This window comes from Weissella minor (assembly GCF_001437425.1).
Taxonomy (GTDB): domain Bacteria; phylum Bacillota; class Bacilli; order Lactobacillales; family Lactobacillaceae; genus Weissella; species Weissella minor.
Genome location: NZ_JQCD01000031.1, coordinates 75,788 through 99,837, shown reverse-complemented (window position 1 = coordinate 99,837; position 24,050 = coordinate 75,788). Strand labels below are relative to the sequence as shown.

General features: G+C 40.6%; 26 protein-coding genes. 5 read left to right on the top strand and 21 right to left on the bottom strand.

Going from position 1 to position 24,050, the window contains the following annotated elements; translation table 11 throughout:
• Window positions 1-133 precede the first annotated feature (133 nt).
• Window positions 134-940 (bottom strand): metallophosphoesterase, encoded by an 807-nt coding sequence (locus IV67_RS07990; protein WP_057788824.1) that lies wholly within the window; start codon window positions 938-940, stop codon window positions 134-136.
• Window positions 941-955: 15 nt separating this feature from the next.
• Entirely contained in the window at window positions 956-1,243 is a 288-nt protein-coding gene (locus tag IV67_RS07985) for a hypothetical protein (RefSeq protein ID WP_057788822.1), read from the bottom strand.
• A gap of 392 nt (window positions 1,244-1,635) precedes the next feature.
• Between IV67_RS07985 and IV67_RS07980 the strand changes: the two genes are divergently transcribed.
• Window positions 1,636-3,135, top strand: a complete 1,500-nt coding sequence (locus tag IV67_RS07980; RefSeq protein WP_057788820.1) for a peptide MFS transporter — start codon at window positions 1,636-1,638, stop codon at window positions 3,133-3,135.
• Window positions 3,136-3,283: 148 nt separating this feature from the next.
• On the opposite strand, the gene IV67_RS07975 is transcribed toward IV67_RS07980, so the two are convergent.
• From IV67_RS07975 to menB, 14 genes are all read right to left on the bottom strand, one after another.
• Entirely contained in the window at window positions 3,284-4,504 is a 1,221-nt protein-coding gene (locus IV67_RS07975) for an MDR family MFS transporter (RefSeq protein ID WP_057788818.1), read from the bottom strand.
• Between the two features lie 107 nt (window positions 4,505-4,611).
• Window positions 4,612-5,748, bottom strand: coding sequence for a sensor histidine kinase (locus tag IV67_RS07970; protein WP_057788816.1), 1,137 nt, complete (start codon window positions 5,746-5,748; stop codon window positions 4,612-4,614).
• A gap of 17 nt (window positions 5,749-5,765) precedes the next feature.
• Window positions 5,766-6,455, bottom strand: coding sequence for a response regulator transcription factor (locus IV67_RS07965; RefSeq protein ID WP_057788814.1), 690 nt, complete (start codon window positions 6,453-6,455; stop codon window positions 5,766-5,768).
• Window positions 6,456-6,502: 47 nt separating this feature from the next.
• Window positions 6,503-7,234, bottom strand: a complete 732-nt coding sequence (locus IV67_RS07960) for a DUF1129 family protein (protein ID WP_057788812.1) — start codon at window positions 7,232-7,234, stop codon at window positions 6,503-6,505.
• Window positions 7,235-7,246: 12 nt separating this feature from the next.
• Window positions 7,247-8,350 (bottom strand): redox-regulated ATPase YchF, encoded by a 1,104-nt coding sequence (gene ychF / locus IV67_RS07955; RefSeq protein ID WP_057788810.1) that lies wholly within the window; start codon window positions 8,348-8,350, stop codon window positions 7,247-7,249.
• Window positions 8,351-8,376: 26 nt separating this feature from the next.
• A complete protein-coding gene (locus IV67_RS07950) occupies window positions 8,377-8,562 on the bottom strand; it encodes a DUF951 domain-containing protein (RefSeq protein ID WP_057788808.1) in 186 nt (61 codons plus the stop codon).
• Between the two features lie 17 nt (window positions 8,563-8,579).
• On the bottom strand, window positions 8,580-9,470 hold the full coding sequence (locus IV67_RS07945) for a ParB/RepB/Spo0J family partition protein (protein ID WP_057788806.1): 891 nt from the start codon (window positions 9,468-9,470) through the stop codon (window positions 8,580-8,582).
• On the bottom strand, window positions 9,457-10,227 hold the full coding sequence (locus IV67_RS07940; RefSeq protein ID WP_057788804.1) for a ParA family protein: 771 nt from the start codon (window positions 10,225-10,227) through the stop codon (window positions 9,457-9,459). Before IV67_RS07940 ends, IV67_RS07945 begins: the two co-directional genes overlap by 14 nt.
• Window positions 10,228-10,243: 16 nt before the next feature.
• Complete coding sequence (rsmG, locus tag IV67_RS07935; protein ID WP_057788802.1) at window positions 10,244-10,963, bottom strand: 16S rRNA (guanine(527)-N(7))-methyltransferase RsmG; 720 nt, start codon at window positions 10,961-10,963, stop codon at window positions 10,244-10,246.
• Between the two features lie 119 nt (window positions 10,964-11,082).
• Window positions 11,083-12,192, bottom strand: coding sequence for an A/G-specific adenine glycosylase (gene mutY / locus IV67_RS07930; protein ID WP_057788800.1), 1,110 nt, complete (start codon window positions 12,190-12,192; stop codon window positions 11,083-11,085).
• Between the two features lie 70 nt (window positions 12,193-12,262).
• Entirely contained in the window at window positions 12,263-13,510 is a 1,248-nt protein-coding gene (locus IV67_RS07925) for a sensor histidine kinase (protein WP_083486713.1), read from the bottom strand.
• A gap of 9 nt (window positions 13,511-13,519) precedes the next feature.
• Window positions 13,520-14,215, bottom strand: a complete 696-nt coding sequence (locus IV67_RS07920; protein ID WP_057788798.1) for a response regulator transcription factor — start codon at window positions 14,213-14,215, stop codon at window positions 13,520-13,522.
• Window positions 14,216-14,503: 288 nt separating this feature from the next.
• A complete protein-coding gene (locus IV67_RS07915) occupies window positions 14,504-15,955 on the bottom strand; it encodes an o-succinylbenzoate--CoA ligase (RefSeq protein ID WP_057788796.1) in 1,452 nt (483 codons plus the stop codon).
• A 54-nt stretch (window positions 15,956-16,009) separates the two neighbouring features.
• Window positions 16,010-16,831, bottom strand: coding sequence for a 1,4-dihydroxy-2-naphthoyl-CoA synthase (gene menB, locus IV67_RS07910; RefSeq protein ID WP_057788794.1), 822 nt, complete (start codon window positions 16,829-16,831; stop codon window positions 16,010-16,012).
• Window positions 16,832-16,995: 164 nt separating this feature from the next.
• Here menB and IV67_RS07905 point away from each other — a divergent pair, with 164 nt between their 5' ends.
• Window positions 16,996-17,367: a PaaI family thioesterase gene (locus tag IV67_RS07905; protein ID WP_057788792.1), complete on the top strand. Its 372-nt coding sequence runs from the start codon at window positions 16,996-16,998 to the stop codon at window positions 17,365-17,367.
• Between the two features lie 14 nt (window positions 17,368-17,381).
• Window positions 17,382-17,933: a cysteine hydrolase family protein gene (locus IV67_RS07900; RefSeq protein WP_057788790.1), complete on the top strand. Its 552-nt coding sequence runs from the start codon at window positions 17,382-17,384 to the stop codon at window positions 17,931-17,933.
• Between the two features lie 46 nt (window positions 17,934-17,979).
• Here the strand turns inward: IV67_RS07900 and IV67_RS07895 are convergent, their stop codons facing one another.
• The 4 genes from IV67_RS07895 to IV67_RS07880 all read right to left on the bottom strand — a co-directional run bounded on the left by IV67_RS07895 (window position 17,980) and on the right by IV67_RS07880 (window position 21,827).
• Window positions 17,980-18,654, bottom strand: coding sequence for a hypothetical protein (locus IV67_RS07895; RefSeq protein WP_057788788.1), 675 nt, complete (start codon window positions 18,652-18,654; stop codon window positions 17,980-17,982).
• Between the two features lie 312 nt (window positions 18,655-18,966).
• Window positions 18,967-19,293 carry a YdbC family protein gene (locus tag IV67_RS07890; protein WP_057788787.1) on the bottom strand — a complete coding sequence of 109 codons (327 nt, stop codon included), beginning with the start codon at window positions 19,291-19,293 and terminating at the stop codon, window positions 18,967-18,969.
• Window positions 19,294-19,305: 12 nt separating this feature from the next.
• A complete protein-coding gene (locus IV67_RS07885) occupies window positions 19,306-20,295 on the bottom strand; it encodes an asparaginase (protein WP_057788784.1) in 990 nt (329 codons plus the stop codon).
• Between the two features lie 95 nt (window positions 20,296-20,390).
• Window positions 20,391-21,827, bottom strand: coding sequence for an APC family permease (locus IV67_RS07880; RefSeq protein ID WP_057788782.1), 1,437 nt, complete (start codon window positions 21,825-21,827; stop codon window positions 20,391-20,393).
• Window positions 21,828-22,023: 196 nt separating this feature from the next.
• On the opposite strand from IV67_RS07880, the gene IV67_RS07875 reads away from it, so the two are divergent.
• Window positions 22,024-22,941 carry an NADP-dependent oxidoreductase gene (locus IV67_RS07875; protein ID WP_057788780.1) on the top strand — a complete coding sequence of 306 codons (918 nt, stop codon included), beginning with the start codon at window positions 22,024-22,026 and terminating at the stop codon, window positions 22,939-22,941.
• Between the two features lie 16 nt (window positions 22,942-22,957).
• A complete protein-coding gene (locus IV67_RS07870; protein WP_057788779.1) occupies window positions 22,958-23,446 on the top strand; it encodes a phosphatidylglycerophosphatase A family protein in 489 nt (162 codons plus the stop codon).
• A 37-nt stretch (window positions 23,447-23,483) separates the two neighbouring features.
• On the opposite strand, the gene IV67_RS07865 is transcribed toward IV67_RS07870, so the two are convergent.
• Window positions 23,484-24,032 (bottom strand): hypothetical protein, encoded by a 549-nt coding sequence (locus IV67_RS07865; RefSeq protein ID WP_057788777.1) that lies wholly within the window; start codon window positions 24,030-24,032, stop codon window positions 23,484-23,486.
• Between the last annotated feature and the right edge of the window lie 18 nt (window positions 24,033-24,050).

Here is a 24,050-nt window from a genome sequence, read left to right as displayed (position 1 = left end):
ACCCGAAGGAATGGATTTACAGTCCACCGCGTTTAACCAGACTTCGCTAAACCCCCAATATGTGTTTGGCTAACAATTATTATTGCGCCTCAACAGATAAATAATATACAGGATATTTCCTCCCAGGTCAAGGTTATATCGTAATTTTCTTTAATCTTTTTTCCCAACTTGGTAAAAAAGTCGGTGCAAGCCAATCATTTCGTCGTCCCACGCCCACACTCACATTGTCATAAAGCACCTGTCCATGTTGGCGGACCGGCGCTTTGATATGCGCATGTCCAAACAAAACATGTCGCACATCCGGCGTTTGTTCTAACAATTCACCCGTCCGTGGTGATCCCATCATCGCATTCACAAGTTCTCGCGGCTGCGCAATGTTTGGTAATAAATCATCGCCAATCGGCACAAAATGTGTCATGACAAGCATCTGCTTTCGGGCTGCTTGTCCCTTTGCTAATTGCGCAGACAATTGTTCGTAACTCCGCTGATATCGTTCAAAATCAGTATCACTTTGGTCAATCATGCGGTCAAAAAATCGACCATGATGAAATTTTTCAGCCTCTTCAACCGGTAATTCAGGGGCAAAACCATAGTCATACCAACCATTCAGTCCAATTAAACGCCAATCGGTTCCCGGAATATCCACAAATTGATTGTGTAAATAATTTGGATGCACCAAATTTTCTAATTCCGTTTCCGTTACCTGTCGCCCCATGTCATGATTTCCCGCAACGAAATAAACAATTGTGTCGTCAAGTTGGCTTTGCAAGCGTTCAACAAAATCAATCGTCTTGCGAAAATCGTTAAATAAATCACCAACAATTAAATAATAATCAAAGCCTCCCGCATTCAAAACCTGCGCTTGATACGCCAAGACTTCATCAATATCTTGTCGGTTCACATCCAAATGATTGTCACTACTTGCTGCAATTTTCACCATTGCCCCTAACCTCTTTTACATTAAATCTTCACGTGAAATTTCCAAGGATGGGTAATGACCTAGCGTTGTTAAATCAACATCTTCGGGACAGCTATAAAGCATAAAATAATCTGTTTCTGCTTTGCCGTTATTCAAAATTTCATATTGTTCTTTAGCACGTACGACATCACGGGTAATAAAGACCACGGCAACTACACCGACCTTTTCACCACTCGTTTCATCAATTTCGCCTTTCAAAATAATTTTTAATTCACCATTATCTGCTAGTGCTAATTGTAGAAATTCAGCTTCAGTCATAATCATTTTCCGCCCTTCTTATGAATTACTTCATAGTATAAACCCAAATCGTTCAAGCCGTCACGCAACTCACTTTAGAAATCCGAATGTGCTTCGAGCTTGATAAAGGCATCTATCATTTTTCATGACTAACCATGCTTTTTTTCTTAAAAATAAACCGTTTTACGTCATTGTATCAAGTAAACATTAAACGGCGAAAAACCACTCAACTCCTTACTTAGCCTTGTTTTCACGGTCTAAATTTTGACTGCATAACGCCCATGCTACTAAGCATACACCTGCAATATTTTGCTTGTAGTTTACATGTTTTTACTATAAACTTGATACATGTGTATTTCCACACAATTGGGAGTAAGCATAATTTTAAAATTAAATAGTTTGGAGAGGTTTTCTATATCATGGATTCTGCTGAAAACAAGACTCCGGAAGACCAAAAGAAAGAAACTGCTTTCTTTGGTCAACCGCGTGGTCTTAGAACGCTTTTCATGACCGAAATGTGGGAGCGTTTTAGCTTCTACGGTATGAAGGCGATCTTACTATTCTACATGTGGTACTTAATCTCAGCTGGGCAATTGCACGTTGACCGTGCAACAGCTGCATCAATTATGGCCATTTATGTATCAATGGTATATCTTGCTGGCGCATTAGGAGGCTTCATTGCCGATCGTATCTTGGGTGAGCGACGGACAGTCTTCTGGGGTGGAGTGCTTATCATGGTGGGACACATCGTGTTGGCCTTACCTGGTGGTACACCTGCCCTCTTTGGTGCCATGTTCTTCTTGATTGTTGGAACTGGTTTGCTAAAGCCTAATGTCTCATCAATGGTTGGTTCTCTTTACAAGGCTGATGATCCACGACGTGATTCTGGATTCTCAATCTTCGTTTTCGGAATTAACTTAGGTTCATTCCTTGCGCCAATGTTGGTTGGTTGGACGCAAACAAGCTTTGGTTTCCACGCCGGATTCTCACTAGCTGCCATTGGAATGTTCTTTGGATTAATCCAATTCCACTTTGGTCAAAAAGACTTATCAGATGAAACACTCTACGCTCCAGACCCAATCCAACAAGAAGAAATTCGTCCTTTGGTTTTCAAAGTCGTCTTTGTCCTTGTTGCCTTCAGTCTAGTGATTGTCTTGATGAACTTGATGGGTTGGAATAGCATCGATAACTACATTAACTTGTTAACTGTTGTTGCCGTTCTATTACCAATTTCATATTTCGTCATTATGACAACAAGTCCAAAGGTTACATCATTAGAGCGTTCACGTGTGTTCGCCTATATTCCTTTGTTCTTGGCTGCTGTGTTATTCTGGGCGATTGAAGAACAAGGTTCAATTGTCTTGGCTACATTTGCTGCTGACCGTGTTAACTACGCTAACTTACCTGCATGGTTATCATGGTTCAAGCCTTCAATGTTCCAATCAATGAACCCATTCTTCATCATGTTGTACACACCATTCTTTGCATGGTTGTGGACGGCCTGGGGTAAGCGTCAACCTTCTGCACCACTTAAGTTCTCAGTTGGTTTGATGTTTGCCGGAGCTTCATTCTTATTGATGTCAATTCCTGGTTACATCTGGGGAACTGACCTTAAGGTATCACCATTATGGCTAGTTGGCTCATGGGCCCTTGTTATTATTGGTGAAATGCTAATTTCACCGGTTGGACTTTCTGTTACAACCAAGTTAGCACCACACGCCTTTATGTCACAAATGATGTCAATGTGGTTCCTATCTTCATCAGCTGGTTCAGCCTTAAACGCACAATTAGTTCGTTTATATAACCCAGCCAATGAAGTTGGTTACTTCTTTATGTTTGGTATCGCATCAGTAATTCTTGGAATTATTCTTGTCTTCATGGTGCCAAAGATTAATAAATTAATGTCAGGTGTGCGTTAAGCACTCGTCTAACATGCTAAAAAGCATCGCAACTTCAAAGTTGCGATGCTTTTTTTAGTCTTCTTCATCAAATTGACGTTCAATCTGCTTTTGCCGCATCTTACATCGACACATGCAAAAAGACGTGCCGAAGCACGTCGTTTATTTTTTAAAAAGGCGCTGTCATATGGGTTGCACGGGCAATTAAGTAAATTGCGACAAACACAAGGACCATCAACAAGGCGGCAATGCCGTAGTTACCAAGAACAACTGAAATTGACACAAAAGCTCCGGCAATCACAGAACCCAAAGGACGCGTAACGGCGAAGACCCCTGAATACGCGCCGATTTTATCAGGATTCATCATATCTGCACGCAAGGTCTGGCTAGCCGGCACACTAATCATTTCACCAGTTGTGAAGATGATGGTTGTGACGACCAAAGGCCAAAAATCTTGAAGCAAGAATGATAGCGCAAAGCCACCACCCTGCAAGAACAAACCTAATGCCATGGCCCGCACAAGATTCCACTTTGCGGTTGCTTTAGTCACAAAGCCCATTGTCGCGATAATTAAGATGGTATTCATCACTAACATAAGTGATAGCATCCGTTGTCCGTAAATTTCCATCCCCCAAAGCGAATAGTCATTAAAGGTCTGCGACAAATGCGCTGCCAAATAGTAATCTGGTTGCAAATAAATCACAGACGCAAGGACAGACCCCATTGCAAAGGTAAAGTAACGATGATCACTGAGCACCGCCCAATAACTTTTAAGGGCACTCATAATTGACGTGGTTTGAACGTTTTCAGAACGAATCAGTGTTTCAGTCATTCCAAAGCGAACAATGCAGTAATTAATAACGGGCACAATTGTCATAAATAATAGCAATTCAAACAAATAATCACGGAAGAACCAACCACCAATTGCTGCACCAATCATCACCCCAATGTTTAGAATCCAATAAATTAGCGAGAAGACAAATCGGCGGTTTTCAGGCGTTGATGAATCAATCATCATGGCTTGTTCCGCCGGATCAGCCAACGATGAACCGACCATGGCTAGCAAGAAACCAATAAAAGTCACATACGGATTCACATACCAAGGCGTGTTATTAAACATGGCCACGCCATAGCCAACAAACATCGCAATCTGACCATATTCAATTGTGCGTTTACGGCCAATCACGTCAGAGATATGCCCCCCGTATAAGCCAAACATCAGCCCAACAATTGACACAATAATGAGTAAAATCCCAGTCCAAAACGAACCAAAATGTTGCACATAATAAATGGTCATGTTCGGCCCAATTGAGCTTCCCAATAATACGGTTAGAAAAACAGTTAAGGCTCGTAATTTGATATTACGATCCAAATCCATAAATTCTTTCATATGCTCACCTCCTCCTTACTTTTTGAAACGATATTCCCAAGTATACGGGATTATCAAGAAAATTCAATCAAAATAAAAAACATGCGTTTACACGCATGTTTTTTATTTTAGACATCATCATCATCATCTTGAATATTCAATGGTAATTGAATAATAAAACTCGTTAATTCTTCATCAGAACTCACACGAATCGTACCACCATGGGCTTCAATAACACTATGCACGATAGCCAAACCTAAACCAGTTCCACCAGTTCCGGTATTACGAGACCCTTCCACGCGGTAAAAGCGATCAAATAGGCGATCAACAGATTCTTCCGGCACAGGTTCCCCGTTATTGGTCACACGGACTTCAACTAGATTACGTTCTTTCATCATCTTTGATGACAAACGGATAAAGGTCGCCCCTTTACCATACTTCAACGCATTGCTAATCAAATTCATAAAGACGCGAGCCAACTGGTCTGGATCACCCATCATCTCAATTGAATCCGGATTCGTTACTGCAGAAATAACAACCTTCTTTTGTTTACCTTCAAGTTCATAAGAGACTGCCAATTGTTGCAACAATGCTGCCAAATCCAAGGGTGCCCAACGCAATTTGAAATCAACTTGACGGACCTGCGTGTAATCAAACAAATCTTCAACAAGTAATTTCATTTGTTGCGCTTTGCCAAAGGCTGTTTCGGCATATTTTTGAGTATCATCGACACTTAAATGATGCTCTGTATCGTTCACAATCAATCCTAAATAACCCAAAATCGAAGTCAACGGTGTCCGCAAATCATGCGACACATTGGTAATCATTTCATCTTTTGAACGTTCAATATCGCGTTCTTCTTCCATTGCACTTTGTGCTGCAACATATAAATCATTCACACTTGTTGCCAATGGATTTAAACGCCGTCCTAGATGCATTGCTGTTAAAGTCGTTCCTGCATCACTATTTTTTGAATCCGTCAATTGCGTCTGCAAATCTTCTACGGCTTGCGTCAACGTTGTTAATTGTAATTGTGTATAAAAGTAACGTACACTCAATAACCATCCGCCGGCCAACACAATCCCAACAATTACGGCAACCACGGTTTGCTCATTCCAAAAGGCATACAGCAAACTAGCATCAAGCATATGATGCTTAAGCAATTGAAATAATGTGGCAGCCCCACCAAACGCGAAAACAAAAAATAGGGCCGAAACGACACTTTTAATGCTAAATACAAGCCATTCTAAAGTATTTTGTTTCATCCCTAATTCCTTCAATCTTATAAGACTTCAATCTTGTATCCAACACCCCAAACAGTTTGGACAACTTGATTACCACCAGTCGCTTCTTCCAACTTATCACGTAAGTGCGATACGTGCACCATAACCGTTTTAGCTGAAACAACTGATTCTTGTTGCCAAACACGTTCGAAAATATCATCAGCACTGAAGACACGATTTGGATGTGAAGCCAACAAATATAAGATTCCGAATTCTAAGGCTGTCAAATTAACTTCAACACCATCGGCTGTCTTAACTTCATGGCTATCCTTGTTAATCGTCAAAGGCCCAATATCTAAAATTTCAGGCGCTTCTTGTTGCATGCCATTTTGAGAACGGCGAAGCAAAGCACGCACACGTGCCATCACTTCTAATGGATTAAATGGCTTGGTAACGTAATCGTCAGCACCTTGAATCAAGCCTTGGATTTTATCCATGGCACCTGACTTAGCTGATAATAACAAAATTGGAATCGGATTATCCTTACGAATTTCCTTAACCACTTCGGTTCCATCCATTTCAGGCATCATAATGTCTAAAATAACCAACCCAACATCCGGATTTGTACGTAATTTCTTCAATGCATCTTTTCCATTATCAGCCGTCATCGGCTCATAACCTTCATTTTTTACATAAATTTCAAGCAATTCTGAAATTTCATGATCATCATCAACAATCAATATTTTCATCGTATACCCCGATTCTTTGTCTTTAAACGACTTAGATAGGTGCAATCTTACTTACGATTTGCTCCACCCAAGAAACCACCTTGCATACCAGTCTTACGACGCCACCATTGGAAACCAATGAAAGACGTTCCGGCAACAATCAAATAAATCCAGCCTGGTAGAATTGGATTAATAACTGATGGAATGATTAGTCCGAATGCCATGTACAAAATAAACCATGTGGCAAAAATCAAAAGTGATCCCAAGATTCGTAACCAAATACTTGTCTTTTGTCCATTTTTTGCTGGTGCCATCAACAACGTCCAAGCAGCAAATAGTCCACCACCACTAACGGCCGTCAAAATCAATGCTGTAATTCCTAATGAACCAGCTTGTGCACCCTCAGAAACGATTTGCTCTGAGCTAAACATCAACATAACACCAAACATCAAACTAAACATCATCAAGAACACGAAAGTATTATCGATCGCAATGTTCCAAAATCCATTCGCAGCATAATTTACGCCTTGGCTCTGGCCTTGTTGAACTTCTTTAATTTCTTGGCCCAATGCTTGCTTAGGTGTGCCATAAATTTGCTTGGCAGTTTGACCTGTCTTTTGCCCGGCTAACAATTGGGCTTCAATATCAGCAACCATCCCTGTATTAACTTGATCGGCAGATGCCAAACTTTGGACTTGCCACATAAAGTCTTGATTACGCTTTGATAAACCACTTTCCGCTAGTTGATCGCGATTCTTCAACTTTGGAATGGCTTGTTCTTCTGTATTATTTTCTACCATTAGTTTCTCCAATTATACATTAAATAGGAATTCCATGATGTCCCCATCTTGGACAACGTATTCCTTACCTTCTGAACGACGCTTACCGGCTTCCTTAACGGCCTTCATTGATCCAAATTGATCCAAATCATCAAAGGCAACAGTCTCGGCACGAATAAATCCACGCTCAAAGTCTGAATGAATAACACCAGCTGTTTCTGGGGCTTTCATACCAGCCTTAAACGTCCAAGCACGCGTTTCCTTACCACCGGCAGTAAAGAATGTACGCAAGTCTAGCAAGTGATAAGCCGTACGAATCAAACGATTCAAACCAGGCTCAGTAATTCCTTGCAATTCCATGAATTCTTGCTTGTCTTCATCATCCATTTCAGCGATTTCTTCTTCTGCTCGTGCTGAAATTCCAATAATTTCAGCATGGTCTTTTTCCGCATATTCAGCAACTTGCTTGTAGTAGTCACCAACAGTTGGGTCAGCCATATCATCTTCAGCAACATTCGCTACGTACAAGACTGGCTTTGATGTAAGCAAGAACAAACCTTGAACAATCTTTTGCTCTTCTTCGTTCCACTCAATTGAACGTGCGGGTTGACCGGCTTCAAGCGCTGGCTTCAACTTTTCTAACACTTCATATTCAGCAATTGCGTCTTTATCCTTCGCTGACTTAGCCATCTTTTCGACCTTCGCGTAACGCTTGTCAACAGCTTCCAAATCAGCCAAAACTAATTCTGTATTAATTGTTTCAATGTCCGCAATTGGATCCACAACACCTGAAACGTGTGTAATGTCATCATCGTCAAAGGCACGAACAACGTGCACAATGGCATTCATTTGACGAATGTTTTCCAAGAATTTGTTTCCAAGTCCTTCACCTTGTGAAGCCCCTTTAACAATTCCAGCAATATCTGTAAATTCAAAAGTTGTTGGTACCAACTTATCAGCTGGTACTAATTCTTGAATGCGATCCAAACGTGCGTCTGGCACTTCAACCATACCAACATTAGGCTCAATCGTTGCGAATGGGTAGTTCGCCATTTCTGCCCCTGCTTTAGTAATTGCGTTAAATAAAGTTGATTTCCCAACGTTGGGCAGTCCAACAATCCCTGCTGTTAAAGCCATTTTTAAATTCCCCTTATTCTATATCTTTACTCGGCTGCTTTTTTCAAAACGCGCTTAAAGCGCTTATCAAAATCGTGGCGTGACATGGTTACTTGGTGCTGGCAGCCTTGACAGACAAGCTTCATATCTGCTCCTATGCGCACAATTTCCCACTCGTTCTTACCGCATGGGTGTCCTTTACGCATTTCCACAATATCATGTAATTCGTACATGCCTTTGCTCCTCTAATTTAGTCGAAAGAAATATCTAGTACTTCAAAAATTCGATTTAAATCCTCGTCCGATAAATATGAGATTTCAATTTTACCGGCACCTTTACGGTTACGCGTCACATTGACCTTTGTACCAAACTTTTCTTCTAATGCCGTCTGTGTTTCCGTGACATAAGCTGATTGTTCTTGCGGTTTTGCATTTAATTCACCCTGCTCATTAAGCTTATTTACTAATTGCTCAACTTGGCGAACGGTCATCCCTTCGCGAACAACGCGCTTTGCAACTGGCGTAATTCGACGCTTATTGTGAAGCCCTAACAACGTTCGGGCTTGGCCCATCGATAGCTCGCCATCATTCACCATCTGCTTAACTTCATCAGGTAAATTAAGCAAACGCAAAAGATTGGCCACTGCTGAACGGGCCTTACCTAGACGCTTCGCAACTTGCTCTTGCGTTAGGTTCAAAGCCGTCATCATATCGCGATATGCTTGCGCTTCTTCCAAGGGCGTCAAATCTTCACGCTGCAAATTTTCCAAAATCGACGCTTGCAACATTTGGTCATCATTAAATTTACGGACAATCGCTGGAATTTCTGCCAAACCAGCTAATTGCGCAGCCCGCCAACGACGTTCGCCAGCCAGAATTTCATACTTTTGGCTATCCTTGGGACTGTGACGCACAATAATGGGTTGCAAGACACCATTTTCTTTAATAGAAGCGGCCAAGTCCTGCAAGGCATCTTCATTAAAAATATGGCGTGGCTGGAACGGATTAGCAATAATCGTGTCTGGCGCTAATTCACGGACTGTATCTTCATTTGAAACAGTGGTATCTAACCCTTGATCCGCAAATAAAGCGCCCAAACCACCGCCATTTCCTAGAATAGACTTCTTCTTATTTGTCGCCATGTGCTGCCAAGACCTCCTTTGCCAATTCAAGATAGACTTCAGCACCACGTGATTTATTATCGTAATCAATAATTGGCAAACCATGTGAAGGCGCCTCTGATAAACGAACATTACGTGGAATGGTTGTTTGATAGACTTCACTACCAAAATATTCACGAACACTTTCAACAACTTCATTTGCTAAGTTAGTTCGCGTATCAACCATCGTCAACAAAACACCTTCAACTTCTAAATCAGGATTAAAATGTTGTTCAACCAATTGCATGTTATTCATCAATTGCCCTAAACCTTCTAGCGCGTAATATTCAGCTTGAACTGGGATCAAAATTGAATCAGCAGCTGAGAAAGTATTGATGGTAACAAGTCCTAACGAAGGTGGATTATCGATTAAAATATAATCGTATTCTTCTCGCACCTTATCAACGGCCTGCTTCAAACGCAATTCACGAGCCATCACTGGTGCTAATTCTAGTTCAGCTCCAGCTAGACGAATCGTTGCTGGCACAATATCCATATCTGGATGTGCAGTGGGTAGAATTGCTTCCTTGATTGGCATTTCGTTCACAAGGACATCATATACATCACGTTCAATCGTCGACTTTTGAATCCCTGACCCTGAAGTCGCATTTCCTTGCGCATCAGTATCAATGAGTAAGACCTTCTTACCTAAGGTCGCCAATGACGCCCCTAGATTAACTGTGGTTGTCGTTTTGCCGACTCCACCTTTTTGATTTGCTAATGCAATAACGTGTCCCATCAAATCTTCCTTTCGTCTATAGTGGCTTTCTTACCGGATCCCCTGGCTTACGAGGATATCTCTTTGGTGTTGGTTTAACTTTTTCGATAATAATAACAGTGCGTGGATCACCATTAGGCAAAGTGACATCAATTTCTTGTTGTAGCTTGCCACCCAATGTATTAATCGCACCGCTCGCTTGGGCAACTTCATCTTGGGCCTGACTACCCTTCATGGCTAATAACACCCCTTGTTCCTTAACAAAAGGCAAAGTCAGTTCACCCAATACATTCAAGCGGGCCAAAGCTCGGGCAGTTGCAACATCATATTGCTCACGGTCTGGACTCTTTTTCCCACCAAACTCTTCAGCACGTGCATGTACAACTTTAACGCCTTCTAAGCCTAACTCTGATACTAATTCTTGCAAAAATTTAATTCGCTTATTTAATGAATCAATAATTGTAATCTCTAATTGTGGGAAAACAATTTTCAATGGTAGAGAAGGAAAACCAGCTCCTGCTCCAACATCGATCATTTTCAATGGTTCACTCTGTAGTTTTGGATAGGCTAAAGCCAGTGTGAGTGAATCATAGAAATGCTTCAAATACACTTCATCTCGATCTGTGATTGCCGTTAAATTCATGTGCTCATTTACGGCAACCAAGCGCTCATAATATTTATTAAATTGGTCCAATTGCTGTTCATCTAAGACAATCTCATTCTCACGTAAAGCCGCCGCAAATTCTTCAGGGTTCATTATATTTCTCCAAACTGATTCCAATAATAAAAGAATAGCGCAAAATGCCTATCTTATCAATACTTGCAATCATACTAAAACAGAATTATGTTCCATGTGAAACATAATTCTGTAATTTGTTATTTTATTTGCATGGCTTTCCAAATTTTTTCTTGAATTTTGGGCTGTGGATCCTGCATTAAAGTCTCAAAATCCCGCCAATTTCCTTGCTTTAATGGTGTATCTGAACTAATAACTGCACTAAAGACCGAAACATACCATTTTTGATGGGTATAAACATGTGTAATCGGTTTAATTTCTACCATAGATAGAGACGCAGAAATGCCATAATTTTTCAATAAATAACCTTCTAAAGCGATTTTAATTTCATCATCGGTCCACTGCACATCTGCATCATCAATAAATTCATCGATGTTAACCAATGGCACTGTCCAAAAATTTGCTAGCATCCCATCTTCTGGTCGCTTTTCCCACAAATAGTCATCATCATTTTGCACTAATATGGCCGCATAATTAACCCGCTTAGCTTTTTTAGCTTTTGATTTTACTGGATAATAGGATTCAGTCCCATCTAAATAAGCAGCATTAAATGCTTTGACTGGTGAATTTTCCGAGTCATAGTTTTTAGCTGTCATAAAGGAAGAACCTAAGTCCATAATTGCTTGATTAAAATCTCCTGGACGAACGGGATCGATAATTTTATTTCCCAATTCAAAGAATTCTTTACGGGTAGCTGGTTGGGCAATATCTGAATCAATTTTAAACAAACGCGAAAAAACACGAAAAGCATTCCCGTCAATCGCTGCCACGGGTTCTTTAAAAGCAATACTAGCAATTGCTGCCGCTGTATAGGGGCCAATCCCTTTTAACGTTTGCAATTCCTTCATCGTTTTAGGCCACTCACCCTGAAAATCACCAACTACTTGTTGAGCTGCTTTTTGCATATTACGAACTCGAGAATAATAACCCAAGCCTTCCCAAACTTTTAATAAATCAGCTTCAGGTGCTTCCGCTAAACTTTGTACAGTTGGAAAACGCGTCATAAATCGCTCAAAATATGGAATAACCGTGTTAACTTGCGTCTGCTGTAACATGATTTCAGATACCCAAACCCGATATGGACTGGTATCTTGACGCCAAGGTAAAGTTGCGCGCCCATCAGCATCATACCAACTTAATAATGTTTCTCTGAATTCATGAATTTTTTCATCAGACCACATATCAATCATCATGACTCCCCCTCTTTATAAATCAAATCATTAAAAAAGTAGCGTTCATCGCGCTACTCTTTTTTTTAGATTATTTTCTTGTTTTTGTTGTCTTTGGTAGCACAATATTGAAAGTTGTTCCATGTGGAACAGTATCGACTACTTGAATTGTTCCATGATGCCCCTGAACAACCCACTTGGCAATCGACAAGCCCAATCCATGGCCACCTGTCGAACGAGAACGCGCTTTATCAGCACGATAAAAGCGATCAAATAGATGCTTCTTTTGCTCATCCGTCACACCAGAACCAGTATCTGAAATGGTCAATTTAACTGAATTATTTTTTAACTCAGCTTTAACCGTGACAACACTGTCTGGGCCAGCATATTTCTGAGCATTATCAACCAGAATAATGATTAGCTGACGAATACGTTGTGCATCCCCATACATTTCTAGCTTTTCTGGTACATCAATAACCAATTCTTGGCCTTTTTCCTCAGCACTAAACTTAAAGATGTCTCCAACTTCATTCGCAATTTCTGATAAATCAAAATCATCAAATCTAAACATTGGCACCGCTGCATCTGATTGCGCTAAAGTCAACATATCGCCAATCAAATTATTCAAATGACGAACTTCAGTTAAAGCACCCGCAACATTTTCCACTTGATCCATCACGGTATCTTGTGGTTGTTCGAGCATACGTTCCAAATCATTCTGAATCACTGTCATCGGCGTCTTAAATTCGTGCGCGGCATCAGCCACGAAACGCCGTTGCTGTTTCCACGATCGCATAATTGGTCGCATATTGGCACGCGTCAACGCCATCGCCATCAGCAACAAGGCAATTTCTGATAAACCAAAAATCCACAGCAAACGTTTTGACACATGTTCCAAAATCTGATGTTCATCCGTCACATCCAAGTATGCCAGTTTATCGCCCTTACGTTGAAAGAAAAACCATTTATTATTATATTCTTTCAACACGATTTCATTTTCTTTATCCACTTTGATAATTTGAGCCACCGTTGACGTATAGTCCATCACCGGAGCTGGTTCAACTCGATCACGTGGATTTGCTGGCTGTGAAAACGTTTGTTCAACACGTCTTTGTGATGGTTCATACATCAATTGACGAAATTGGCTCACCGCAAAAAAGCTAATGAAAGCAAACACAATTGTAAAACCAACAACCATTAAAATCGTCATTTTTTCTTGTTGCGTTAATGACTCACGAATCTTTTGCAATGGCTTGGGTAATTTAATCTTCTCAAAATTTGGTGTTTGATAGGGCGCATACGACGGATTATGTGCACTATGTTTATCCTTGCCCATCATCTATAACCTCTAAGCTTCTTCAACTGGTGATAATGTATAACCCACATTTCGTAGTGTTTTAATCGTCACTGAAGCATTAGCATTTCGTAAGTTCTTACGTAAATTACTCATATAAACTTCCACAACTGTAAGGGAAGTATCTGAATCAAAGCCCCATAGACGATCAAAGATTTGATCCTTAGTCACAATTTGACCAACGTGTTGCATCAAATAAACCAATAGACCAAATTCACGTCCTTGCAAATTCACTTCTTTGTTATCCACTAACACCTTGTGTTGGTCAACAAATATTTGAATATTACCAACCTCAAGTGCACCATCTTGTCCAAGCACACCAGTATGACGAAGCAAAGTCTTTAGTCGAGCCAACAACTCTTCCTTATAAAAGGGCTTTGTAATATATTCATCAGCACCTAGATCAAAACCTTGCATCTTATCAGACAATTCGCCTTTGGCTGTTAACATCAAAATCGGTAGATTTGGATACTCTTCCTTGGCCTTCTTCAAAATTGTAAATCCATCAGCACCTGGTAACATTACATCTAAAATGACTGCATCATAAACACCAGATTCGATTTCAAACAATCCTTCATCGCCATCGTGTACCTGTGTTACATCGCCTAATTCTTTAATTGTATCGCGCACTGTATCGTTCAATGCATAATCATCTTCAACAACTAGTAATTTGATTGTATCTCCTGACATCGCTAGCCTCATTTCTTTTCTTAATTCACTTGTATGTATTTGTTATTATTTTATATCAAAAACTTTAATCCAGGCTTTAAAAAAAATGCGTTGATTAGCATGTAATCAACGCATCCGGACTGTGGTGGCATGCCATCACAGACACATCCGTTTATTAACAGACCGTGTCGCCCTTGTTTCCTCTACAAGGGCGACACGATTTGTTGTATTTCTACATTACTCAAATCGTATCACCCCCTTTCCTAGAATACCTACATTATAACACCAACTTTTCTGATAGCAAAAATTTTAAAGAATTTTGTCATCAAGATTGGTATTCTCTTGAAGCAAATAACGTTGAATCTTACCGCTAGCAGTTCTAGGCCAATCATTGGTCAATCGATAATAGTTTTTGGGCACTTTATAATGCGCTAAATGTTGGCGCCCAAAATCAACTAATGCTTGATGTGTTAATTGTTGTCCCTGATTAAATTCAATCACAGCGACTGGGACTGCACCCCAATGTTCGTCTGAAACCCCAATCACCGAAATTTCTTTTATTTCTGGTAATTGTTGATAGACATCCTCAATTTCATTTGGAAAAACATTTTCACCACCCGATGAAATCATATCACCTTCACGTCCGACCAAATATAAATACCCTTCTGCGTCTTGATAGCCCATATCACCAGTATCAAACCAGCCATCTTCAAACGAAGCTTCATATTTATCCATTTTATTAAGATAGCCAACTGTCAAGGTCGGTGACTTCACCTGTACGCGTCCCACGCCTTCAGTCGTCATATGCGCCACACGTAATTCAACTGGGAACAACGCCTTCCCAACCGACCCCATTTTAGGCAAAGCATCTTTTGGATCTAGCGCAATAATTTGTGACGCGGTTTCAGTCATACCATATGATTGCACCACACCGACGCCAGCCAGCTGAGCCTTGTTCAACGTTGCCAAATCAGATGGGCCGCCACCCAATAGCATCGTCTTAAAGCGACTGGGATAGGTGGCACCAACTGGTAATTCATTTAATAGTGATTTTAGCATCGTTGGCACAACGGAAATCGTTGTCACCTCGCCATTTATGATGTCGGCATTAATCTGCTTAACGTCAAAACGTTCATATAATCGAACCTCCATACCATAGATAAGGGAACGCATCATAATCGACAAACCACTAATATGAAAAATTGGCACCGCCGCAACCCACGCATCATCCGCACTCAAACCAAGATTCAAAGCCGATCCCACAGCCGAATAAAAATGATTCCCAAAAGTTTGCTCAACTCCTTTGGGCTTTCCCGTCGTTCCAGAAGTATACATAATTGTCGTGACTTGGTCTAAATCAAAATTGCTTTGCAATTCAACCTGTGCCAGCGGTGCTGCCGTAATTTCTGAAAAAGGTAATTGCTGAACATTTGCCAAAGACTCGGTGTAACTATCTGTTTGGAGCACTTGCGTCACATCTGCATCATTCAATTGATAAGCAATTTCTGTCGGTGCTAATCGATAGTTCAAAAGTACAACTGTACGCCCTAACTGTTGCAATGCCAAAATCATTTCGTAACCAGTAAGCGTATTTGTGGTTAAAATGGCCACCCTGGGATTATCATCCAACTTGCTTGCCAATTGCTGCGCTAATTTTTCCACTGCTTGTGATAGTTGTAAAAACGATAATTGTTGGCCCGCATAAGTAATCGCAGTCCGTTCAGGGGTTAAATCAACTCGTTTAGTCAACCAATTCTGCATATATTTCTCCTTATAAAAAAGCCCTCAACCAAAGTGGTCGGAGCTTCAGACGTCTTATGGGAATTTAGGAAACTTATCAAAGTCAGGATCACGCTTTTCTAAGAAAGCATCACGTCCTTCTTTACCTTCATCCGTCGTGTAATAAAGCATCGTTGCATCTCCAGCAAATTGTTGCAATCCAGCCAATCCATCTGTATCAGCATTCATGGCAGCCTTAATGAAACGCAAAGCAGTTGGTGACTTCTTTAGCATCTCATTGGCCCATTCTAGTGTTGCTGTTTCAACTTCAGCCAATGGTACGACACGGTTAATCCATCCCATATCCATCGCTTCTTCTGCTGTATAGAATTTATTTAGGAACCAGACCTCTTTGGCACGCTTATGTCCAATGACACGAGCTAAATAACCTGACCCATATCCAGCATCAAAAGATCCAACTTGTGGTCCAGTTTGACCAAACTTGGCATTATCGGCTGCAACTGTCAAATCACAAACAAGTTGTAAGATGTTTCCACCACCAACTGACCAACCTTTGACCATGGCAATAACTGGCTTTGGAATAACACGAATTAGGCGTTGCAAGTCCAACACATTCAAACGCGCAATTTCATCTGGTCCGACATAACCACCGTTACCGCGGACAGATTGATCACCACCAGAAGAAAAAGCTTCATCGCCTGCTCCAGTTAGGATAATCACACCAATTGTGGCATCATCACGACAATAATTAAACGCATCAATCAATTCATTAATTGTTGTTGGTGTAAAAGCATTACGCTTCTCTGGACGATTCATGGTAAGCTTTGCAATCTTACCTGTACGCTCAAACAAAATTTCAGAATACGGTTTAACCGTTGCCCATTCAACTTCACTCATTAATTAAGACCCCCTGTACATTCTCAGCTTAATTTTATCACTAGCTCAATTTGTTATTTAATATTCTAACATGATATGAGGGGCTACTGTCTTTTTAAAATTGTTTGTCGTAAAATGTAACTAGTTTATCGTTGCACAAAGAATACAAAATAGATTGGAAAAATATGAATACATTAGAATTATTTGATATTTCAACCGTAAGTGCTTCGAGCGAACTCGTTATTCTCACGATGCCGATAACCGATAAAACCAAGCAGCCGTACGGTATTTTGCATGGTGGCATTAGTGCCATGTTCGCCGAAACCGCTGCAAGTATTGGCGCTAACGCTGCGTTAACTGAACCAGGCCGTGTTGCCGTAGGTGTTGATTTACAAATTCATCACTTAAATGCTGCGACCTCAGGTCAGCTTCAAGCTAAAGCAACGCCTTTGCATATTGGAAATCGGATTCAAACATGGCAAGTTGCCATTACAGAAGTCAATGCTGCAAAGGACATTGCCTTTGCCACTGTAACACTCGCAAGTCATTCGTTATAAAAAAGGAGCTAACTATGGAAGCCTTACTCATTATTGATTATACTAACGACTTTGTTGCTGATGACGGTGCCCTTACTTGTGGTGAACCCGGCCAAGCAATCGCTAATCGCATTGTTAATTTGGCTGATAGTTTCTACCAACATGGTGATGCCGTTATTTTACCAACCGACTTACATGAATTAAACGACCCTTATCACCCTGAAACAGATCTCTTTCCACCACACAATTTAGAAAACACACCTGGTCGTGATTACTATGGACCACTCGCAGATTGGGTCGCTGAGCATAAGGATGCTGACAACGTTTATATCTATCCTAAAAATCGCTACAGTAGTTTTGCCAATAGTAATTTAGATAATTACTTACGTTCACGTGACATTAAAGACATTCACCTAAGTGGTGTTTGCACAGATATCTGTGTGTTACATACTGCTGTTGATGCCTATAACTTAGACTACAACATGACGGTACATACCGATGCTGTTGCAAGCTTTTCTCCCGAGGGACATACTTGGGCCATCAATCACTTCAAAAACTCACTAGGTGCCAAACTAGTGACCGGATAATCTAAATATTTATTTACACGCACATTTGCCAGTCAAATGTGCTTTTTTAATCTGCTGTCGTTAGTAGGACACCTGCCACAGGACAGTCTTTCAAATCCCAATACCGCGTTTGTAATAAATCAACTGGATAATCAAAATAGACATCCATATCATTTGGCCATTTCATTAATGCACCTATGTGGCGTCCTGATAACCAATGATATGGCTCAAAGCCCTGATACAATCGATAATGACTCAATAACATTACTGGTTTAATTTGTGCACGTAATAAATCATGCGTATCAACCACATGGCCTTGTTTAATCTGATAGACATTCCAAGCAGACAAACTAGCAATCACCCATTCTTTTGTCTCAACCACAAGTAATTTTACTTGTGGCGTTAATTTACGAAACCATACTTTTAGAATTGGTTGCCGACATAAAATAACCTGACCTTGATGCCCTTGCGTTGTTAGGTGAATTGTGGAAAATACGGATTGCCAAATCTTTTCTAATGCTTGCACCAAGCGATAGCCAATATTATCTGAATATATTTTTGAAATGCCGTCAGCCACGATATGATGGTGGGCATAAATTGTGATATCCTCCAAACTCTGATATTGTTTAACGTTATTTAAAATAATTACATTAATTTGAAATTGCTCAATTTCGGCGATAAATGCGCTTATCTGCAGCTCACTCCAAGTCACATTCTCAGTATCAATCAGTAGTGCACGCATACAAATTCCTCGCAATCAGTTAGTGGAAACAAATCATATCGAAATCACTTAGCTAAAACAATCATTTACACGCGATTTATCGTAGTTAACAGCACTATTCTTAAACAACTTAACACCATCAACAATTACGATTGTTGTTATCGTACGCTACTCTAACTTTGTTAACACCCAAGACAATTAAGCCTGTATCTTATCTTCATTCATTTGCACTCGCAATAAAGACGCCGTTCACCGTCAAAACCACAACCATATACACAAAATAAAAGGACCTAACGCTAAGCGCTAGGTCCTTTTCATATCTACTAATAAAAACTACATGTCACTTAGTTTACCCCAAGCAGGTTTTTCATCTTCTTCGTCGTTTTCATCTGGTTCTACGACAACTGATGCCTGGCCTTGGCTCCCAGCAACTTGTTCTGGTGCCAACACTTTTTCAATTGCATCTTGTAAATTCACCAGTTCATCATGGTTCAAAGTAAGCCCTTTACCCATTTTTTTGTGGTCAGGTGACCATGTTCTCAAATCAAATTTAGGCTGATTATCACCCCACTGCACAAAATTCAATTGGAGTTCCCAGCCGCTCTTACTCGTTGAAAGCGTGCCAAACTCTTCTAAAATGTTAAATTTCAAATCTGCCATGTTACGCTCCTTTTAAATAAAATCTAAATCATGGGCAATTGGTTGTTGCATCATAATCTTTATCTCATCCAACTGATTTGTTTGCGCCAATACCCACATTAATTTTGCAACGACCGCCTCAGTATTCATATCACCGACTGTGATACCACCAGCTTTTGCCACTTGCTGACCAACTTCATACAAGTAAATATCTTGCCCTTCTTGTAAAATTTGGGTCGTAATAATCACTGGAATTCCGGCTTTCGTCATCTTTTCGATTCCTGGAATTAAATTACGGTTTTCAAATGGTAAACCACCATTACCAAAACTTTCAATAATCAAACCGTCAACACGTGCCCCTAAATAATCCAAAATATCCGGATCCATCCCTGGGAAGGCTTTTAAAACAAACACATTTGTATTCAGTTCTAAGGAATGCCCCACAAACTCGTCCTCTGGTTCAGGTTCGTATAATGGCCCTAATTCACCATCACTCACACTGGCAATATAAGGGAAATTCACACTTTCAAAAGCATCGTAACTTTTTGTTTTGGTTTTAATCGCACGAGTCCCTAAAATAACCAATCCATTAAATACAACAAAAACTCCCGGCACAGTCGCTTGACTTGCAAATGTCAGCGCATCATGTAAGTTACGTACTGCATCTGTCTCAGCCATTCCTAGTGGTATTTGTGACCCTGTTAAAACAACAGGTTTCTTCAAGTCATGCAAGAGATAAGACAATCCGGCCGCGGTATAACCCATCGTATCTGTTCCATGCGTAATAATGAAAGCATCATACTCATTTTGATAATCAGTTATACGTTGCGCCAAAGTCGTCCAATCTTCCGGTTGCATATTGGTTGAATCTTTATTCACAACATTTTCAATTGCCAATTCAACCCCAGGACGTTCTTCAAAATAACTAATTAAGACGTCATCCGCCATTCCTGGCGCCAATCCGTTATCAGTTTTATGTGAGGCAATTGTCCCACCCGTTGTTAATACTAGAATTCGTTGCATGACATCATTACTCTCCTGAACCTTTTCGTTAAGAACCTATTATCGCATATAAAAAAGAAGTTGGGAATTTTATATCCCAACCTCTCATCTATTTTTTATGATGTTGCTTCTTCATCATTTGAACTGTGCTTAATTCCGTACACAAAGTACACAATAACACCGATAACAATCCAACCAGCCATCAAAATCAAGGCGTCCTTATTCAATGTTAAGAACAAACCTGTTGCTGATAACGCAGCCAAAATCGGAATAACTGGGTATCCTGGCACCTTGTAACCCGTATTAACAATATCTTTACGACGACGCAAAACGAGCACGGCCAATGAGGCAACAATAAAGGCAACTAATGTACCTGCAGAAACCAAGTTTGAAAGCAATTCAATTGGGAACAATGAACCCAATACGACTGAAGCGACTAACATCAACCAAGTTGCATTGTGTGGCAAACCATTCTTATCAAGCTTACCCATCTTACGTGAAATCAAACCATCACGTCCGAATGAATAAAGAAGTCGAGATCCTCCAACCATCAAAGCAATCAACCCAGTAAACATACCAACTAACGCCACAACTGAAAGCAAGTTGGCTGTAAAGTAATGTCCAACTTCACGAAGCGCCCAAGCAGCAGGTTCTGCATTTCCCTTATAGACATGGTATGGGAACATTCCGGTCAATACAGCAGCAACACCAACAAACAAGATTGTTGCGATTACTAGCGTTCCGATAATCGCACGTGGCATTGTCTTTTGTGGATTCTTAACTTCAGCTGAATTTGCTGCAATGGTATCAAAACCAATGTATGCAAAGAATACTTGTGACGCACCATGCAAAATTCCAATTCCACCACCAAAGTTTGTGCCAGGTACGTGCTCTGGAATAAATGGCACCCAGTTACTTGCTTGGACCGCTGTCAAACCAACAACGATAAACAAAACGATTACGGCAATCTTCAAGACAACCAACCAATTTTCAACAATGGCCGCCGCTTTCATACCACGGAAAACCAATAATCCAACACCAATTAATGCTAAAGCACCAAATAAGTCAATATATTGCCCTGTTCCAGGATTAAATGATCCTGAAATAGCTGTCGGAATATTAATGCCAAAACTTCCAATGAAACCTTGAAAATACGAGGACCATGCCGATGACACGAATGCCAATGCAATTAAGTATTCAGAAAGGACCGCCCAACCGGCAACCCATCCCATAAATTCACCAAAGATTACGTTCGCCCATGAATAAATTGAACCCGCAAAGGGCATCGCTGAAGCTAATTCAGAATAGGATAGCGCTGAAAGCCCCGCAACAACCGCGGCAACAATAAATGAAATGACAACCGCTGGTCCCGCATAGTCTGCGGCAACAATTCCTGGAATGGTGAAAACACCCGCTCCAACAACGGTTCCAACTCCCATAGCGACCATATCTTTCAGACCAAGCACCGGCTTTAAATGTCCGTCCTTGTCTGCATAATTCTGTGGATTCTCTTTGCGACCCATTTTGGTCAACATGCCTGAGTTACTATCCATACGCCTAATCCCCTTTTTATATCAACTGATAATTTTTAGTTCTTCTATAGAACCTGTCCTAAATAATGATTAGAATTTTATCATTTTAATCTAATTGTGACAAGTATTTTCTACACGACTCTGCTAGTTTGGATTTGCATCTATCCAAAAATGGACTACAATTAAGTTAAAATTAATTGTAAGGAGGTTTTAGTCAATGGACGCCATTCTTTTAAATCAATTTGGCAGCGTAACCGAACTACAATCAGCTCGTGTTGACCGTCCCACTTTAAAACCCAAGCAAATTTTGGTTGCAAACCATGCTGTCGCACTGGATCCTTACGATGTTAAATTTGTTATGGGACTCATGGGGGAAGCGGATCAGCTCCCACTCATTCCAGGTTCAAGTGTGGCAGGAGAAGTCGTTGCAGTTGGTGCTGCCGTCACTGATTTTCAAATCGGGGACAGAGTTGCGGCTTCTCGTCATCATCAGACCTATGCTGAATTTGTTCCCGTCGGTCAGTCAGCTTTAGCCAAAATTCCAGATAACCTATCAGATGTGACGGCTGCTGCAAGTGTCTTAGGTGCTGCAACCGGTTATCAAATGATGACGCGTGATTTAGATATTCAAGCCGGCGAAAAAATATTAATTCAAGGTGGCACAGGAAGTGTTGGTACGACAGCCATCCAAGTCGCACTCATGCGCGGTGCCGATGTTTATACCACAGCTAATAGCCGTAACAGCGCCTTTTTAGAACAATTTGGGCCCGTACACTGCATTGACTACAAAACAGCTTATGAACAAACATTAAGTGGCTTTGATGCTGTATTAGACTCAATTGGCGGAGAAACAACAGTTAAATCTGCTAAAATTCTCAAAACTGGTGGACGGCTTAGGAACCTCAGCAACGATGCGCAACTTGAAGATTTATCACATCGTTATCAAATTGACGCGCAAAATAGTTTTGCGACTGGAAAAGGGGATTTATTGCAAGAACTCTTCACTTTAATTGCGCAAGGTACGATTAAAATCCCAATTGCTGAGGTTTTACCCTTCTCACAGAATAATTTACAACAAGCACATCACGCTTTACGCCAAAGTAGTCCTCTTGGTAAAATTGTGCTAGAACAATAAAAAAGGAGCTTAAATCATGTCAGAATCAACACCCGATTACTATCCAGAAGTATTGACTGCTTTAAAAGAGCGCGGGGTCACTATAGATCAACTCGTCCCACTCGTTATTGAAGGTCAAAAACATCATATTCCTGATTTGACTGAGGAACGTGCATTACAAGCAGTTCATAGTGTCTTGCATAAAACAGAATCACAAGATGCCATTCTGACTGGTTTAGCATTAGATGATTTAGCTGAAGCTGGTCAATTGCCTGAACCAATTCAAACACGAATCCAACAGGATTCAGGCACTTATGGGGTTGATGAACAATTAGTTATGTCAATTCTTGGTCTCTACGGTACAATTTCGTGGACAAATTTTGGTTTCTTAGATCGTACAAAGCCTGGCATTATTGGTGATTTAAATGATTCTCAAAAGCAAGGTGGTCGTGTAAATACCTTTATTGATGATTTAGTTGCTGCCATTATTGCCGCAGCTGAAGCTAAGTTAGCTCACGAAGAATAAAAGAAACGCTTAACCCGATTGGGTTAAGCGTTTTTTGTTATTGAATTTGTGTAACGGCACCATTTGCCTGAACTTGATAAACTGCTAAAACACCATCAATTTGGCTTGACGAAACGTTAACATAGTAACTTTGTCCGTCATCTGCAGCGGATGCCTCAAGATTAAAACGATTGGGATCAAAAGTTTGAACTTGGCGCATATGTGTCGCGACTGCATTCTTGGCTGCATCGGGTGTCGTAATGCTGGCATTAGGAGCTGCCTGAGCTGCCCCTTGATTCTGGTTTTGTTGTGGTTGTGCTGCTTGAGTTTGTGAAGAAGCTTCTGCAGGTGCTGAAGCTTCTTCTGAACGACTTTGTTCACTCGCATTCGTTTCTGTTTCAGAATTAGACGTTGAGCTTGACTGTGATTCCGAGCTTGACTTTTGTTCAGAACTAGATTTTGATTCTGAACTTGATTTCTTACTTGAAACAGATGATGACGTTTTTGTTTCCTTATGGTCGGTATTAGAACCGACCATCGCAACACCACCAAAAACAACCCCTACTGCAACAACAATTCCTAAGACCCATTTCATAAGTTTTGACATAATTGTCCCCCATTTAAA